Below are 16,056 nucleotides of genomic sequence, written 5' to 3'. Positions count from 1 at the left end.
GGGACCATTCGGATATTTGCAAGGTTGCGCGCGCCATGTCACTTTTTGATAAATTTCGCGGTCTGTTTTCATCGGATATGGCGATCGATCTCGGGACCGCGAACACGCTGGTCTACGTCAAGGGACGTGGAATCATCCTGTCGGAACCGTCCGTGGTCGCCTATCACGTCAAGGACGGCGTGAAAAAGGTTCTGGCCGTGGGCGAGGACGCCAAGCTGATGCTGGGTCGCACCCCCGGCAGCATCGAGGCGATCCGCCCGATGCGCGAAGGCGTGATCGCCGATTTCGACACCGCCGAGGAAATGATCAAGCATTTCATCCGCAAGGTGCACAAGCGTTCGACCTTTTCCAAGCCCAAGATCATCGTCTGCGTGCCGCATGGCGCCACCCCGGTCGAAAAGCGCGCGATCCGCCAGTCGGTGCTGAGCGCGGGCGCACGCCGCGCCGGCCTGATCGCGGAGCCCATCGCGGCGGCCATCGGCGCGGGCATGCCGATCACCGACCCCACCGGCAACATGGTCGTGGACATCGGCGGCGGCACCACCGAGGTGGCCGTGCTCAGCCTGGGCGACATCGTCTATGCCCGGTCGATCCGGGTGGGCGGCGACCGCATGGACGAGGCGATCATCAGCTACCTGCGGCGCCAGCAGAACCTGCTGGTGGGCGAAACCACCGCCGAACGCATCAAGACCTCGATCGGGACCGCGCGCATGCCCGACGACGGGCGCGGCACTTCGATGCAGATCCGGGGCCGCGACCTGCTCAATGGCGTGCCCAAGGAAATCGAAGTCACCCAGGCCCAGATCGCCGAAGCGCTGGCCGAACCGGTGCAGCAGATCTGCGAAGCGGTCATGACCGCGCTCGAGACGACGCCGCCCGATCTGGCCGCCGACATCGTGGACCGCGGCGTGATGCTGACGGGTGGTGGCGCGCTTCTGGGCGATCTTGACCTGGCGTTGCGCGAACAGACGGGTCTCGCCGTGTCGATCGCCGACGAGAGCCTGAATTGCGTGGCCCTTGGCACCGGCAAGGCGCTGGAATTCGAAAAACAGCTGCGCCACGCCATCGACTACGACAGCTGAACAGGCCACACTAAGCCAAGCCCAGCCGCGGCAGGATTGCCCTGCCTGATGCCGGGCAGGAGCCGCGACACGCATGGCAAAGGACCGCTATACTTCCAGTGATTACACAGGCCCGCTGCGACGGTTGCTTCTGGGTGTGCTGGTTCTGATCCTGGCGGCGGTGTTCCTGATCTGGCGCATCGACAGCCCGCGGGTCGAACGGTTTCGCGCGCAGGTCACGGATGCCATCGTGCCCAACCTCGACTGGGCGATGGCGCCCGTCACCGGCACCGTGAACCTGCTGCGCGATTTCCAAAGCTACAGCCGCCTTGCCCAGCAAAACAGCGAATTGCGCAGCGAATTGCGCCAGATGCAGGCGTGGAAGGAAGCGGCCCTTCAGCTTGAGCAGGAAAACGCGCGCCTGCTGGACCTCAACAATGTGCGGCTGGATCCGCGGCTGACGTATATCACCGGTGTGGTGCTGGCGGATTCGGGCTCTCCCTTTCGGCAATCGGTGCTGCTGAACGTGGGGGCGCGCGACGGGCTGCAAGACGGATGGGCCACGATGGACGGCATCGGGTTGGTGGGGCGCATCTCGGGCGTGGCGGAAAACACGGCGCGGGTCATCCTGCTCACCGATGCGTCCAGCCGCATTCCGGCGGTGATCCAGCCTTCGGGCCAGCGCGCGATCGTGGCGGGCGATAATTCGGCGGCGCCGCCGATCGATTTCCTGGAAAACCCCGATCTGGTGCGGCCCGGCGACCGTGTGGTCAGTTCCGGCGATGGCGGCGTGTTTCCGGCCGGCCTGCTGATCGGGCAGGTGGCCGCCGATCCCGGCGGGCGTCTGCGGGTGCGGCTGGCCGCCGATCAGGAACGGCTGGAGTTTCTGCGGGTGCTGCGCCACTACGGCACACCGCCCGTATCGGACAGCGCGCAGATCATCGGCCCGGTGCGGCCCGAGGTCGCCTCCGACGCCCCCGCCGCGGAGGTCAGCCAATGACCGACCTGTCGCTCACACGGCTTTGGGGCATGCGCGCCGGCTTTGCGGTTCTGGTGCTGGTGATCGTGTTCTTTCACCTGCTGCCGCTCGACACCACGCCGCGCCACTGGGCCGGGCCGGATCTCATTCTCGGCTTTGCCTGCGCCTGGTGTCTGCGCCGGCCCGAATACGTTCCGGCATGGAGCCTTGCGGGGTTGTTCCTGCTGGCCGACCTGCTTTTGCAGCGCCCCCCCGGCCTATGGGCGCTGCTGGCGTTGCTGGGCTGCGAAAACCTCAAGACGCGGGTGCGCGGCCTGCGCGACGGCGGATTCGCGGCGGAATGGCTGACCGTCTGCGTCGTGATCGTGGCGATCACGCTGTCCAATTGGGCGGTGCTGACGATGACGCTGGTCGATTTGCCGCGCATCGGCTTGACCCTTTTCGAATTGTGCATGACGCTGCTATTCTATCCGGCAGTCGTGGCGATCACCCAATGGGGCATGGGCGTGCGCAAATCGGCCCCCGGCGATCTTGACGCCCTGGGGCAGCGCGCATGATGCCTGTCGCCCCCCTCGTCGCGCCCGCTTTGCCCCGGAGGCCCGCATGAGACGCACCCGCGCCGATACCGACGCAAGCCATCGCAAGATTTCGCGACGTGCGGCGCTGCTGGGCGGCGCGCAGTTGCTGTTTATCGGCGGGCTGGCGGCCCGGATGCGGTATCTGCAGGTCGACCAGGCCGATCAGTTCCGTCTGCTGGCCGAAGAAAACCGCATCAACATCCGCCTGATCCCGCCCGCACGTGGCGAGGTCTTCGACCGCAACGGCAAACGGCTCGCGCAGAATGTGCCCAGCTACCGCATCGTCCTGGTGCGCGAGGACGCAGGCAATATCGACGACGTTCTTGCCCGCCTCGGCCGCCTTGTCACCCTGGACGAGGATGACATCGAGCGCGCGCTGGCCGAGATGAAACGATCGGCTCCGTTCCTGCCTGTGACCGTGGCCGAGAACGTCGGCTGGAACGACCTGAGCCGCGTGTCGGTCAACGCCCCCGCCCTGCCCGGCATCACACCCGAAGTCGGCCTGACCCGCGTCTATCCGCAAGGCTCGGATTTCGCGCACGTGCTGGGCTATGTGGGCCCGGTCAGCGATTACGACCTGTCCAAGCTGGAAGACCCGGACCAGTTGCTGCGGATCCCGCGATTCCAGATCGGCAAGGTCGGCGTCGAGGCAAAGGAAGAAGCCCGGTTGCGCGGCAAGGCGGGCGCCAAACGCGTCGAGGTCAACGCCACGGGGCGGGTGATGCGCGAACTGGACCGGCAGGAAGGACACGCCGGGTCGGACCTGCAACTGACGATCGACGCCGATCTGCAGAACTATGTGCAGGCGCGTCTGGATGGCGAAAGCGCCAGCGCCGTGGTCATCGATTGCGAAACCGGCGATCTGGTCGCCTGCTCCTCTGCGCCGACGTTCGACCCCAACCTGTTCGTGCGCGGCATATCGGTGGCCGATTACCGTGCCCTGACGGACAACAAGTATCGCCCCCTGGCCAACAAATCGGTGCAGGGCACCTATCCGCCCGGATCGACCTTCAAGATGATGACGGCGATGGCCGCGCTTGAGGAAAGGTTGATGCGCCCCGACGACACCGTCTATTGCCCCGGCCATCTCGAGGTGTCGGGCCGTCGCTTTCATTGCTGGAAACGCGCGGGCCACGGCTGGGTCGATCTGCAACAATCGCTCAAGCAAAGCTGCGATGTCTATTACTACGATCTGGCGCTGAAGGTCGGCATCGAAAAGATCTCGGCGATGGCCGAACGCTTCGGACTGGGGATCCGCCATGATCTGCCGATGTCCGCGGTCGCGGGCGGGCTTGCGCCCACCAAGGACTGGAAGGCCGCGACCTACGGTGAGCCGTGGGTGATCGGTGATACCGTCAACTCCTCCATCGGGCAGGGCTTCACGCTGACCTCGCCGCTGCAACTGGCGGTGATGACGGCGCGTCTGGCCACGGGCCGCGCCGTCACGCCGCGGCTGATCAAATCCATCGACGGGGTGGAACAGCCGTCCGGCGCGGGCGAAAGCCTGGGCATGAACGAAAACAACCTGCGCAAGATGCGGCGCGGCATGTTTGACGTGGTCAACGACCGGCGCGGCACGGCCTATGGCTCGCGGATCATCTCGGAAACGCTGCGCATGGCGGGCAAGACCGGCACCAGCCAGGTGCGCAACATCACGGCGGCAGAGCGGCGGGCGGGCGTCATCCGCAATTCGGACCTGCCGTGGGAACGTCGCGATCATGCGCTTTTCGTCAACTTCGCCCCGTTCGATGCCCCGAAATACGCTGTGTCGGTGGTGGTCGAACATGGCGGCGGCGGGTCGTCCGCGGCGGCTCCGGTGGCGCGCGACATCACGCTGCAGGCGTTGTTTGGCGGCGCGCCCCCGCTAGAAGTCTATCCCCCCAAGGACCGCGACCGCGTCGCCGAACAACAAGACCGTCTGCGCAACACGCGCCCCCAGGCCGACGTGGACGGGAAAGATCAAGCATGAGCTATCTTGAATATACGGTCAAATCCGTCCCCTCGGGCCTGCGCAAGGTCCTGTTTCTGAACTGGCCCGTGGCCATTCTGCTGGCGTCGGTCGCGGGCGTCGGGTTCTTGATGCTCTATTCCGTCGCCGGAGGCACCTTTACCCCTTGGGCCGAACCGCAGATGAAGCGCTTCGCGCTTGGCTTCGGGCTGATGCTCATGGTCGGCCTCGTGCCGATCTGGTTCTGGCGCAGCCTCGCCGGGGCCGCCTATCTGGCCACGGTCGTTCTGCTGGTCGCGGTCGAGCTTTTTGGCACCGTCGGCATGGGGGCCCAGCGTTGGATCGACCTGGGCTTCATGCGGCTGCAACCGTCAGAGTTGATGAAGATCACGCTGGTGATGCTGCTGGCCGCCTATTACGACTGGCTTCCGGCCAAGCGGACATCGCGACCGTTCTGGGTGCTGCTGCCCCTCGCTTTCATCCTGTTGCCGGTGTTTCTGGTTCTGCGTCAACCGGATCTGGGAACGTCGATCCTGTTGCTTGCGGCGGGGGGCGGGCTGATGTTTCTGGCAGGGGTCCACTGGGCGTATTTCGCGGCCGTGCTGGCCAGCGGCATCGGGCTTATCGCTGCGGTGTTCCAGTCGCGCGGCACGCCGTGGCAGATGATCAAGGACTATCAATACCGCCGCATCGACACGTTTCTCGATCCATCGACCGATCCCCTGGGCGCAGGCTATCACATCACGCAGTCCAAGATCGCGCTCGGCTCGGGCGGCTGGACGGGCCGGGGTTTCATGCAGGGCACGCAAAGCCGGCTGAACTTCCTGCCCGAAAAACACACCGATTTCATCTTCACCACGCTGGCCGAGGAATTCGGCTTTGTCGGCGGCGTGTCGCTGCTGGCGCTATACGCGCTGATCATCGTGTTCTGCGTCTGGTCCGCGATGCTCAACAAGGACCGGTTTTCCTCGCTTCTGACGCTCGGAATCGCGCTTAACTTCTTCCTGTTCTTTGCCGTGAACATGTCGATGGTAATGGGCCTTGCCCCGGTCGTCGGCGTGCCTCTGCCCCTGGTCAGCTACGGCGGATCGGCCATGCTGGTGCTGATGCTGGCCTTTGGCCTGATGCAAAGCGCGCATGTCCACCGGCCCAGATAACCCCGAACCAAAGGTCTTCCCATGCCCCCCAACATCCTTTTCGCCGCACGCCCGGAGCGGTGGGACACCTACCGTGCCCCCCTGCGCACCGCCCTTGACGCGGCCGGGCTGAGGCAGGCACATCTGGCACAGGACATCGCGCCGGAGAAGGTTGATTACATCGTCTACGCGCCCAACTCCGATCTGCAGGATTTCACGCCCTACACCCGCGCCAAGGCGGTCCTGAATCTCTGGGCCGGGGTGGAAGCGATCACAGGCAACAAGACGCTGCGCATCCCTCTGGCACGCATGGTCGATCCCGGAATGACGGCCAGCATGACGGAATACGTCGTCGGCCACGTGATGCGCCACCACCTTGGGATGGACCGCGATATCATGGGGCAGGACGGTCGCTGGACACCCGACGCACCGCCCCTGGCCACGCAACGCCGGGTCAGCATCCTCGGCCTCGGCACGCTGGGCCTCGCCGCGGCGCGGGCGCTCACCGGTCTGGGCTTTCCGGTCACCGGCTGGAGCCGCGGCCCCAAATCGGTGGATGGCATCGCGACGCTTCACGGCTCCGACGGCCTGCGCGAGGCCTTGCGCAACGCCGATATAGCGGTGTTGCTTCTGCCCGATACGCCCGCCACCGAAAACACGCTCTCCGCCGAAACGCTGGCGCTGATGCCCAAAGGCGCGTTCATCGTGAACCCCGGCCGCGGAACGCTGATCGACGACGATGCGCTGCTGGCCGCGCTGGACGCTGGCCATATCGCGCATGCCACGCTGGATGTCTTTCGCACCGAACCCTTGCCACGCGACCACCCCTTCTGGGCGCATCCGGGCGTCACCGTCACCCCGCATGTCGCGGCGGAGACCCGGCCTCGCACCGCCAGCGAAATCATCGTCGAAAACATCCGGCGCGGCGAAGCGGGCGCGCCGTTCCTGCATCTGGTCGATCGCACGCAAGGCTACTGACGGCGCCCTGTGCGCCGACTGCCGGATTTGAGTATTTATGACCCAAAGAAGCGAGGGCGCCGCCTCAACTTCTTTGGGTTCCAAATACTCCCGCCGGAGGCATCGTTTCTTTTCAGGCGGCCAGCCCGCGCCCCTTAAGCAACGCCTCGACACCGGGCAGCCGACCCCGGAACGCCGTGTAAAGCTCCGCCGCGTCCCGGCTGCCGCCGGTGGACAGGATGTGCCGCTCCAGCGCCGCGGCGCGCTCCGGGTCGAAGGCGCCGCCGGCATCCTCGAAAGCCTGAAACGCATCCGCGTCCATCACTTCGGACCACATGTAACTGTAATAGCCGCTGGAGTAGCCATCCCCCGCAAAGACATGTGCGAAATGCGGGGTCGCATGGCGCATCCCGATCGCGCGCGGCATGCCAAGGCGCTCCAGTATCTCCGCTTGCCGCGCCAGCGGGTCGGCAGGAGCGGCGCCGTCGTGAAATTCGAGATCCACCAGCGCCGAGGCGACATACTCCACGGTCTGGAAGCCCATGTCGAAATTGGCGGCCCCGAGGACCTTGTCGAGCATGTCCCGAGGCATCGGGTCACCGGTTTCGGCATGCGTGGCAAATTCGGCCAGCACCTCGGGCACCTCAAGCCAATGTTCGAACAACTGGCTGGGCAACTCCACGAAATCGCGCGCGACGGAGGTGCCCGACACGCTTTCATAAGTCACGTCCGACAGCATCTGGTGCAGGGCGTGGCCGAATTCGTGAAACAACGTGCGCGCATCGTCGTAGGACAGGAGCGCCGGATCGCCCTTGGCGAAATTGCACACGTTGATGACCACCGGCGTCTGAGGGTCGGGGAACCTGGCCTGGCTGCGCATGGCGGAGCACCACGCACCCGAGCGTTTCGATCCGCGCGCGAAATAGTCGCCGATGAACACCGCCACGTGGCGTCCCTCGCGTGTCACCTCCCATGCGCGGCAGTCAGCGTGATAGAGCGGCACGCCGAGCGGCGCGAATTCAAGCCCGAAGAGCCGTTTCGCGCAGGAAAACGCAGCCTCTATCATGCGGTCGAGCTGGAAGTAGGGCTTCAGCGCGGCTTCGTCGAGGTCATGTTCCGCCGCGCGCCGCGCCTCGGCATAGTGGCGCCAGTCCCAGGGCTCCAGCGGGCCGTTGCCGCCCTCTGCCTGCAGCATCTGTTCCAAAACCTGCGCGTCCGAAGCGGCCTGCGCGCGCGCGGGCGTCCAGACATCCATCAGCAGGTCGCGCACGGCCTGCGGCGTCTTGGCCATCTCGGTTTCGAGCTTGTAGGCGGCGAAATTGTCATAGCCCAACAGCTTGGCGCGCTCCTCGCGCAGGGCCAGGATTTCGGCGGCAATGTCGCGGTTGTCCGTCGCGCCTCCGTTTGCGCCGCGCGCCACCCAGGCCTTGTAGGCCCGCTCACGCAGATCGCGCCGTGTCGAGAATTGCAGGAACGGCACGATCAGCGACCGCGACAGGGTGATGACCGGTCCATCGCTGCCTTTTTCCGCGCCCGCAGCACGCGCGCTTTTGATGACGAATTCGGGCAAGCCGGCCAGGTCGCCATCCTCCAACTCCATGAACCACGTACGTTCGTCCGCAAGCAGGTTTTGCGTGAACTGCGTTCCCAGCACCGCAAGCCGCGCCTTGATCTGCTTCATGCGCGTGTCCTGGGCACCGTCCAACGCGGCGCCTGCGCGCACGAAACCCCGGTGGGTCAGCATCAGGACGCGCGCCTGCTCGTCGTCGAGGTTCAGCGTCTCGCGCTGATCCCAGACGGCCGCAACCCGCCCGAACAGCGCCTTGTTGCTCGAGATGTCGGAGAAATGCGCCGCCAGTTTGGGCGAGAACTGCCGTTGCAGATCCTCGCGCGCGGGGTTGCTGTCGGCGCCCGCCACGGTGAAGAACACGCTCAGCACGCGGTCAAGCGCCTTGCCTGCGGCTTCCAGCGCTTCGACGGTGTTGGCGAATGTAGGTGCCTCGCCGCCGTCCGCGATGGCGGCGATTTCGGCGCGGTGAATTGCCAGGGCCTGGTCCAGCGCCGGTGCGAAATGCTCGTCCGCGATGGCGTTGAAGGGCGCGATCCCGAAAGGCGTCGCCCAGTCTTGCAGCAAGGGGTTTGTCATGCGTGTCTCCTTTGATCCCATAGCTAGGTCGCCGGGGGCGATTGCACAACCGGGGTTGCAATCCCGGCACCTTGTCCCCAACCCTGCGCAGGATGCAGCCAAAGGAGATTTCGATGACCAACCGCAACGCGTTTTCCGGCGACATGACCCGCGCCATCCACGCCGGTGAGGTGCCCGACCCCGCAACAGGTGCATCCGCGCCCGCCATCCATATGTCATCGACCTTTGTCAGCCGCGACGTGTCGGGGTTTTCCGCCCATGACCTGACCGAGGACAGCCCCTATCTCTATGCCCGCTGGGCCAACCCTTCGGTCACCCTGCTGGAGCGCAAGATCGCCGCGATGCAGGGCACCGAGGATTGCCTGTGCACGGCGTCGGGCATGGCGGCGGCGGCGGCGATCATGTTCACCTTCCTGTCGTCGGGCGATCACCTGCTGATCTCTGACGTGTCCTATGCCGGTGTGGCGGAGCTTGCTCGCGACACCCTGCCCCGCATGGGGATCGAGGTGACACCGGTCGACATGTCCGATCTGGACGCCGTGGCCGCCGCGGTGCGCCCCAACACAAGGCTTGTGCATGTGGAAAGCCCGGTAAACCCGATCATGCGTCTGACCGATCTGGCCGCCGTGTCGAAGATTGCCCAAGCCGCCGGCGCGCTGGTGTCATGCGATGCGACCTTCGCCTCGCCGCTGGGGATGGATACGCAGGCGCTCGGCGTCGATCTGGTGATGCATTCGATCACCAAGTTCATCGGCGGGCATGGCGACGCGGTGGGCGGCGCAGTGGCGGGTCGTGCGGACCTGATCAAGCAGTTGCGGCTCGAGGCGTCTATCCACCATGGCGGCATCCTGTCGCCCTTCAACGCCTGGCTGATTGCGCGCGGCGCATCCACCCTGCCGCTGCGGATGCGGGCGCATCAGGCCGGCGCGCAGGCGGTGGCCGAATGGCTGGAAACGCGCCCCGGCGTGACAGGCGTGATGTACCCGGGTCTGCCGTCGCATCCGCAACACGATCTGGCCAGGCGGCAGATGAAGAACTATTCCGGCATGTTGTCGTTTCAGGTGGGGTCCGTCGCCGATGGCGAACGCGTCGCCCAGGCGATGATCGAAAAGCTGAAAGTGGTGCATTATGCCGTATCGCTGGGCCATCACCGCTCGCTGATCTTCTGGATGGAAACCCAAGGGCTGATGGACACGTCGTTCCGCCTGACGGGGGCCGCCGCCGACAGTTACCGCGCCTACGCGGGCGACGGAATTTTCCGCATGTCCGTGGGGCTCGAGGACGCAGAGGATCTGATCGCCGATCTGGCGCAGGTCATCTGACGCATTTCGGAACGCGCCATCGACCTGCCGCGGTCATGCGGCAGGACAACCCATCGGAGCCCCCCATGCGTATTCTCTTTACCGGCGGCAGCGGCAAGGCCGGGCGCCACGTCATCGCCTACCTGCTGGATCAGGGCCACCAGGTTCTGAATGTCGATCTGCACCCGCTCGACATGGAGGGCGTGCACAACCGCATCGCCGACATCACCGATGCGGGCCAGATGTTCGACGTGATGCAGAATTACACGGGCCTTGAAGAGTTGGAGCCGGGCACTGGCGTGCCCCGATTTGATGCGGTGGTGCATTTCGCGGCGATCCCTCGGGTGATGATCCGGGCGGACAACGAATGCTTTCGCGTCAACACGATAGGCACCTACAACGTGCTCGACGCCGCGACCAAGGCCGGTGTGCCCAAGATCGTCTTCGCCTCGTCCGAGACAACCTATGGCATCTGTTTCGCCGATGGCACGCGCCGGCCCGAATATCTGCCCGTGGACGAGGATCACCCGACCGAGCCCGAGGACAGCTATGCCATGTCCAAAGTGGCGAACGAGGTAACCGCCCGCGGGTTCCAGCGCCGCACGGGCACCGACATCTACGGTTTGCGCATCAACAACGTCATCGAACCGCACGAATATGCGCGCGACTTTCCCACCTATATCGCCGATCCTTCCCTGCGGCGGCGCAATATCTTTGCCTATATCGACGCCCGCGATCTTGGGCAGATGGTCGCGCGGTGCCTGCAGACCGACGGGCTGGGATACGAGGTGTTCAACGTCGCGAACGACGACCATTCCGTGGCCCTGACCACGCCCGAGATCATCGCGCGGTTCTATCCCGACGTGCCACTGACCCGCGAGATCGGCGACACCCAGAGCTTTTATTCCAACGCCAAGGCAAAGCGGCTACTGGGGTTTGCACCACACTACGGCTGGCGCGGCCACATCACGCTCTAGCGCGCACCGCAGGTGGGGCAATCCTTGCGCCGCGCGATGCCGATGGTGCGGCTTTCGCCGTAAAGTGCGTCATAGATCACCATCTGCCCGCGCAGCGGCGTGCCCGCGCCCGTGATGACCTTGATCGCCTCCACAGCCATCATCGCGCCCAGCACACCGGGCAACGGGCCGATCACCCCCGCCTCGGCACAGCTTGGCGCAAGGTCGCGCGCGGGGGCTTGGGGAAACACGCATTGATAGCAAGGCGCGCCCCGGGCCGGGTCGAACACGCTCAGCTGCCCCTCCCACTGGCTCAATGCGCCGGAAATCAGCGGCTTGCCCGCGGCCACGGCCGCACGATTGACAAGGTAACGGGTCTCGAAATTATCGGTGCCGTCCAGCACCAGATCATAGTCCGCGATCAACTCGGCAGCCACGTCGGCCTCCAGACGGCGGTGATAGGGCCGCACGGTGACATAGGGGTTCTGCGCCTCCATCTCGGCCTGCGCGGAAAACACCTTGGGCAGTCCGATGCGCGCATCCTTGTGGATCACTTGCCGTTGCAGGTTGGCGTTTTCCACCACGTCATCATCGATCACACCGATGGTGCCCACACCCGCCGCCGCAAGATATTGCAACGCGGGCGCACCCAGCCCGCCCGCGCCCACGACCAGAACGCGGGCCTGTTTCAGCGCCTTTTGTCCGGGCCCGCCCACTTCGCGCAGCACGATATGGCGCGCATAGCGATTAAGCTCGGTCTCGGTGAACAGCTTTTTGGGGCCGCGCGCAGCTTCGGCGCTGGCCTCCGCGGTGCTGGCGCGGCTGCGCAAAACGCCCAATCCACGCCGGTAGCCATAGGCCAGTGCGCCGAACCCGCCGATCAGCAGCCAAAGCGCCGCACTCTCCCCGGTGCTTGCGCGCAGCGGATGCCCATCGGGTAACGCCAGATGCAGCATCAGCACTGCGACATACAAGACTGCGATCATCGTCAGCCGCGTCTTGCGCGGCGCGCCCATCATCGCGCCCACGCCCCACAGTATCGCGACAAGTCCCAGAACCAACAGCATCAGATCACACCGGTAGAGCCGAAACCGCCCGCGCCGCGGCCTGTGTCGTCCAGACCCCCGACCAGCCCGAACGTCGCCTGGACCACTGGCGCCACGATCAGTTGCGCGATCCGCATCCCATGCGCGATCACGACGGGCGCATCGCCCGCATTCAACACGATCACGCCCAGCGGGCCGCGGTAATCGCTGTCGATCGTGCCCGGCGCATTGACCAGCATCAGCCCCTGCTTCAGCGCCAGGCCCGAGCGCGGGCGCACCTGCAGTTCGAACCCGTCCGGCACAGCTACGCGCAGGCCCGTGGGGATCAGCGCCCGCGCCCCCGGCGCCAGCGTCACCGATACGCCCCCCGGCAGGTTCGCGCGCACGTCCGCCCCCGCAGCCCCCGCCGTCGCATACTCCGGTAGCGGCACGGACCGGTCTGCACCTTCGTCCCACATCAGCCTCACCTGAACCAAACCTTCATCCCTTCCAAATGGAGAAAAATACCGCCGCCGGAGGCAAGAAATCTCTTATTCCCCGATTGCCTGCGCGATGCGCGCCGCCAGCCGCCTGGCGACTTCGGCCTTGGGCAGACGCGGCCATTCCTCGGCACCGTCGGCGTCAATCACCACCACCGCGTTCTCGGACCCGCCCATGATACCGGTGGCCGCCGACACGTCGTTGGCCACGATCCAGTCACAGCCCTTGCGCGCGCGCTTGGCCGTGGCGTTGGCCACCAGGTCATGCGTCTCGGCGGCAAAGCCCACGACCAGTTTCGGCCGCCCCGCGCCCATCTGCGCGACACCCCTGAGAATATCGTTGTTTTCCGCGAATTCCAGCACCGGCAGACCGTCCTGCGATTTCTTGAGCTTGCGGTCGCTGGCACCGGACACGCGCCAATCGGCCACGGCGGCGGCAAAAACGCCCGCATCGACCGGCAGCGCGGCGGTGACGGCATCGTGCATCTGCGCGGCGGTCTCGACGCGTACCACGTCGACGCCTTCGGGCGGCGGCACATCCGCCGGTCCGGTGACAAAGACGACTTGCGCCCCCAGCGCCGCCAATTCACGGGCAATCGCCGTGCCCTGCGCACCGGAAGACCGGTTGGCGATATAACGCACCGGATCGATCGGTTCATGCGTCGGACCCGAGGTCACGAGGATGCGCTTGCCCTGCAACGGGCCCGCCGCGAACCGCGCCTCGACCGCCGCGACGATGTCGAGCGGCTCTGCCATGCGTCCGGGTCCGAATTCGCCGCAGGCCATGTCGCCGTCACCCGGCCCCACGACGCCGATCCCATCCGCCTTCAGCGTCGCGAGGTTGCGCTGCGTCGCCGCGTGGTGCCACATCCGCACGTTCATCGCGGGCGCGATCAGAACGGGCGTGTCCGTCGCCAGCAACAGGGTAGAGGCCAGATCGCCGGCCATGCCCTGCGCCATCTTTGCCATCAGGTCGGCGGTCGCGGGTGCTACGACGACCAGATCGGCGACCCGGCTCAACTGGATGTGGCCCATCTCGGCCTCGTCGGTCAGATCGAACAGATCGCGGTACACCTTGCGCCCCGCAAGCGCCGAAACCGACAGTGGCGTCACGAATTCCTCGCCCGCGCGGGTCAGGACCGGTGTGACCGTCGCCCCGCGTTCGCGCAGGCGGCGGATCAGGTCCAGCGATTTGAACGCGGCGATGCCACCGCCGATGATCAGGAGAATGTGTCGTCCGGCCAGCATTTCAGCCCTTTTCCGCGCAGGGAGTGATTGCCGTGACCTTATGCGCCCCAAGGCCGAACGAAAAGCCCCGGTTAGCGAAATGCGGCACAGGGATCGCCCCGCTCCACCGCGTCGGCATTCACCACAAGATCGAACCCGCCCTCGGGTGCGCGGCCGTCCTCGGCCTGGCCAAGCGCAAAGACCGTGATCTTGTCCTCCGCCTGCGCCAGCAGATGCGGCACCCCCCAGTCGCGGCGCGCGTGGCCGTTGCCGGCGATGACCGCGACCGGCCCGCCGGTCTGTGCGATGGCATCCAGCGCGGCGCGCGCCAGGGCCGCATCGCGGGCGCGTTGAACCTTGACCATGCCGGGCAGCATCGTCTCGGGCAGGGCACCGCAATGCGCCTCGGCCTGCAAATCCTCGCGTGCGGCCTGCTGATCCTTGGGCAGGGCGCTGTTCAATCCGAACCGCGCGGCGTCCGGCAACGCGTCGGCGCCATCCGTCATCACCGTCTGCATCGTGTCACGCGGCAGCCCCGCCCCAAGGACGACCGCATCGGGCGCCGCCGCGAAGATCGGATAATACATCGCGAAATCCGGCCAGCCGGACGCATCCCATTCCAGCGCATCGGCCAGCGCACCGGGGTCTGTGCGCACCGCGGGGGTGACCCGCACGGCCTGGTCCGGGGTCAGCATTTCAAACACCAGCGCCGCAGGCCGCAGGGCGGCAACCCACCGCGCCTGTGTCGCGTGATGCGCGGGATTGTCGTGCGCCTCGCCCAGCACGACGACATCCGCATCGCGGGCGGCCTGCGGAATTTCCTGCGCCCAGAGTGTACCGGCGCAAAGAAAAGGTGCGGCCAAAACGGCCACACCCCGAAATCCTGTCCTGACGGTCATCTGCATCCGGTTCACATCAGGAAATGATGCACCTCGCGCGATTGCGTCTCAAGCGCCTTGCGCATCTTGCCAAAGGCCGCGGCCTCAAGCTGGCGCACCCGCTCCTTGCTCAGGCTCAACTCCTGCCCCAAGCTTTCGAGCGTCCTCGGCGCGTCGCGCAATTTCCGCTCCCGCACGATGAACCGCTCCCGCTCGTTCAACCCATTGAGCGCATCGAGCAGCCAGGCGCGCAATTGTTCGGTGTCGTGCGAATGCTCTACGGTTTCCGCGGCCTGGGCGCTGTCGTCCTGCAGGGCGTCGATCCATTCACGGCCCTCGTCCTCGGTCGATTGCGTCGCGTTCAGCGAATAATCGGACCCCGAGAGCCGCCCCTCCATCATCTCGACATCATGCAGCGGAACACCGATCTCGGTCGAGATCATTTGCCGAAGCTGGTGACGGTCGAGCGCCTCTCCGGCGGCCGCGCTTTCGCGCTCCAACCGGGCCTGAACGCGCCGCATGTTGAAAAACAGCGACTTTTGCGACGACGTGGACCCGGTGCGCACCATCGACCAGTTGCGCATCACGTAATCCTGGATGGACGCCTTGATCCACCAGACGGCATAGGTCGAAAACCGGACGCCGCGATCGGGGTCGAACTTGTCCGCCGCTTTCATCAGGCCAAGGCCGGCTTCCTGGATCAGGTCATTCATCGGGGCGCCGTAGCGTTTGAATTTCGATGCCATCGAAATCGCCAGCCGCATGTAGGCGGTGATCAGCCGGTGAAGCGATTCCTCGCACCGCTCGTCTCGCCAGGCATAGGCCAGCCTGAGTTCGGTTTCCGCATCCAGAAGTTCCGCTTTCATCGCGATCCGCGACAGGGACATATCTCTGTTGGTAGCAAGTGCCATGGCGTCATTCCCCCTGAATGATGCACACACGTTGTGGTGCGCGTTTGGTAAGAGTACGCATGAAGCCCCCATCCGGTTCACTCGGAAGCCAACAAAAAGTTGCCGGGTTCCGCTATCGCTCTATGCCCCACCGCACCCGAAACATTTTCCGAAGCAGGAATATTGCTGTCGGCCAATAGGTTATCCGCTGCACAAGGTGTTGTGGCTCCGGTTTGCCTTGGGCGAAATTAAATTTCGCGCCGACGACCGGAATGTTCCCAAAGTTGCGCGGGTGAGGCGTGACGCCCGGCCACGAAGGCTGCGGGCGCGCGGTCTTGGCGGTCTGGGCGGCTTGACCATCGGTCGCGCTTGCGGGCCACTGATCGGCACATCTTGATATTGGCGATACCAAGGCCAGTTTGACTACGAGCGGGATGACTCCGGTCGGAACCACGTTTCATACGGTTTCTGCCC

The 16,056-nt window shown here is 65.5% G+C and carries 14 protein-coding genes; 8 read left to right on the top strand and 6 right to left on the bottom strand.

Translation table 11 applies throughout. The features are described 5' to 3' along the window. The first annotated feature begins 35 nt into the window (after window positions 1–35). The 6 genes from FDT80_RS14745 to FDT80_RS14720 all read left to right on the top strand — a co-directional run bounded on the left by FDT80_RS14745 (window position 36) and on the right by FDT80_RS14720 (window position 6,680). Complete coding sequence (locus tag FDT80_RS14745; protein ID WP_138663081.1) at window positions 36–1,082, top strand: rod shape-determining protein; 1,047 nt, start codon at window positions 36–38, stop codon at window positions 1,080–1,082. Between the two features lie 73 nt (window positions 1,083–1,155). After that, a complete protein-coding gene (gene mreC, locus FDT80_RS14740; protein ID WP_138663080.1) occupies window positions 1,156–2,061 on the top strand; it encodes a rod shape-determining protein MreC in 906 nt (301 codons plus the stop codon). Then, window positions 2,058–2,597, top strand: a complete 540-nt coding sequence (locus tag FDT80_RS14735) for a rod shape-determining protein MreD (RefSeq protein ID WP_138663079.1) — start codon at window positions 2,058–2,060, stop codon at window positions 2,595–2,597. The genes mreC and FDT80_RS14735 overlap by 4 nt, the downstream gene beginning before the upstream one ends. A 46-nt stretch (window positions 2,598–2,643) precedes the next feature. After that, on the top strand, window positions 2,644–4,587 hold the full coding sequence (gene mrdA, locus FDT80_RS14730; RefSeq protein ID WP_138663078.1) for a penicillin-binding protein 2: 1,944 nt from the start codon (window positions 2,644–2,646) through the stop codon (window positions 4,585–4,587). Continuing rightward, window positions 4,584–5,723 (top strand): rod shape-determining protein RodA, encoded by a 1,140-nt coding sequence (rodA, locus tag FDT80_RS14725; RefSeq protein WP_138663077.1) that lies wholly within the window; start codon window positions 4,584–4,586, stop codon window positions 5,721–5,723. The genes mrdA and rodA overlap by 4 nt, the downstream gene beginning before the upstream one ends. A 21-nt stretch (window positions 5,724–5,744) precedes the next feature. Continuing rightward, window positions 5,745–6,680 carry a 2-hydroxyacid dehydrogenase gene (locus tag FDT80_RS14720; protein WP_138663076.1) on the top strand — a complete coding sequence of 312 codons (936 nt, stop codon included), beginning with the start codon at window positions 5,745–5,747 and terminating at the stop codon, window positions 6,678–6,680. A 112-nt stretch (window positions 6,681–6,792) separates the two neighbouring features. Here the strand turns inward: FDT80_RS14720 and FDT80_RS14715 are convergent, their stop codons facing one another. After that, window positions 6,793–8,805 (bottom strand): M3 family metallopeptidase, encoded by a 2,013-nt coding sequence (locus tag FDT80_RS14715; RefSeq protein ID WP_138663075.1) that lies wholly within the window; start codon window positions 8,803–8,805, stop codon window positions 6,793–6,795. Between the two features lie 113 nt (window positions 8,806–8,918). Between FDT80_RS14715 and FDT80_RS14710 the strand changes: the two genes are divergently transcribed. Further along, window positions 8,919–10,127, top strand: a complete 1,209-nt coding sequence (locus FDT80_RS14710) for a trans-sulfuration enzyme family protein (protein ID WP_138663074.1) — start codon at window positions 8,919–8,921, stop codon at window positions 10,125–10,127. Between the two features lie 65 nt (window positions 10,128–10,192). Further along, a complete protein-coding gene (locus FDT80_RS14705) occupies window positions 10,193–11,083 on the top strand; it encodes an NAD-dependent epimerase/dehydratase family protein (protein WP_138663073.1) in 891 nt (296 codons plus the stop codon). Here the strand turns inward: FDT80_RS14705 and FDT80_RS14700 are convergent. The 5 genes from FDT80_RS14700 to FDT80_RS14680 form a co-directional block, all read right to left on the bottom strand. After that, window positions 11,080–12,129 (bottom strand): HesA/MoeB/ThiF family protein, encoded by a 1,050-nt coding sequence (locus tag FDT80_RS14700; protein WP_138663072.1) that lies wholly within the window; start codon window positions 12,127–12,129, stop codon window positions 11,080–11,082. The genes FDT80_RS14705 and FDT80_RS14700 overlap by 4 nt on opposite strands. Then, on the bottom strand, window positions 12,129–12,566 hold the full coding sequence (gene dut / locus FDT80_RS14695; protein WP_425472029.1) for a dUTP diphosphatase: 438 nt from the start codon (window positions 12,564–12,566) through the stop codon (window positions 12,129–12,131). Before dut ends, FDT80_RS14700 begins: the two co-directional genes overlap by 1 nt. Before the next feature lie 72 nt (window positions 12,567–12,638). Beyond that, window positions 12,639–13,835, bottom strand: coding sequence for a bifunctional phosphopantothenoylcysteine decarboxylase/phosphopantothenate--cysteine ligase CoaBC (gene coaBC / locus FDT80_RS14690; protein WP_138663070.1), 1,197 nt, complete (start codon window positions 13,833–13,835; stop codon window positions 12,639–12,641). Between the two features lie 71 nt (window positions 13,836–13,906). After that, window positions 13,907–14,719 (bottom strand): ChaN family lipoprotein, encoded by an 813-nt coding sequence (locus FDT80_RS14685; protein WP_425472018.1) that lies wholly within the window; start codon window positions 14,717–14,719, stop codon window positions 13,907–13,909. Window positions 14,720–14,724: 5 nt separating this feature from the next. Next, window positions 14,725–15,603, bottom strand: a complete 879-nt coding sequence (locus FDT80_RS14680) for an RNA polymerase factor sigma-32 (RefSeq protein ID WP_138663068.1) — start codon at window positions 15,601–15,603, stop codon at window positions 14,725–14,727. Window positions 15,604–16,056: the final 453 nt, after the last annotated feature.

This window comes from Sulfitobacter sabulilitoris, from assembly GCF_005887615.1.
GTDB lineage: Bacteria > Pseudomonadota > Alphaproteobacteria > Rhodobacterales > Rhodobacteraceae > Sulfitobacter_E > Sulfitobacter_E sabulilitoris.
Note: the sequence above shows the minus strand (reverse complement) of the source record. Positions and strands in the feature narration are given on the sequence as shown.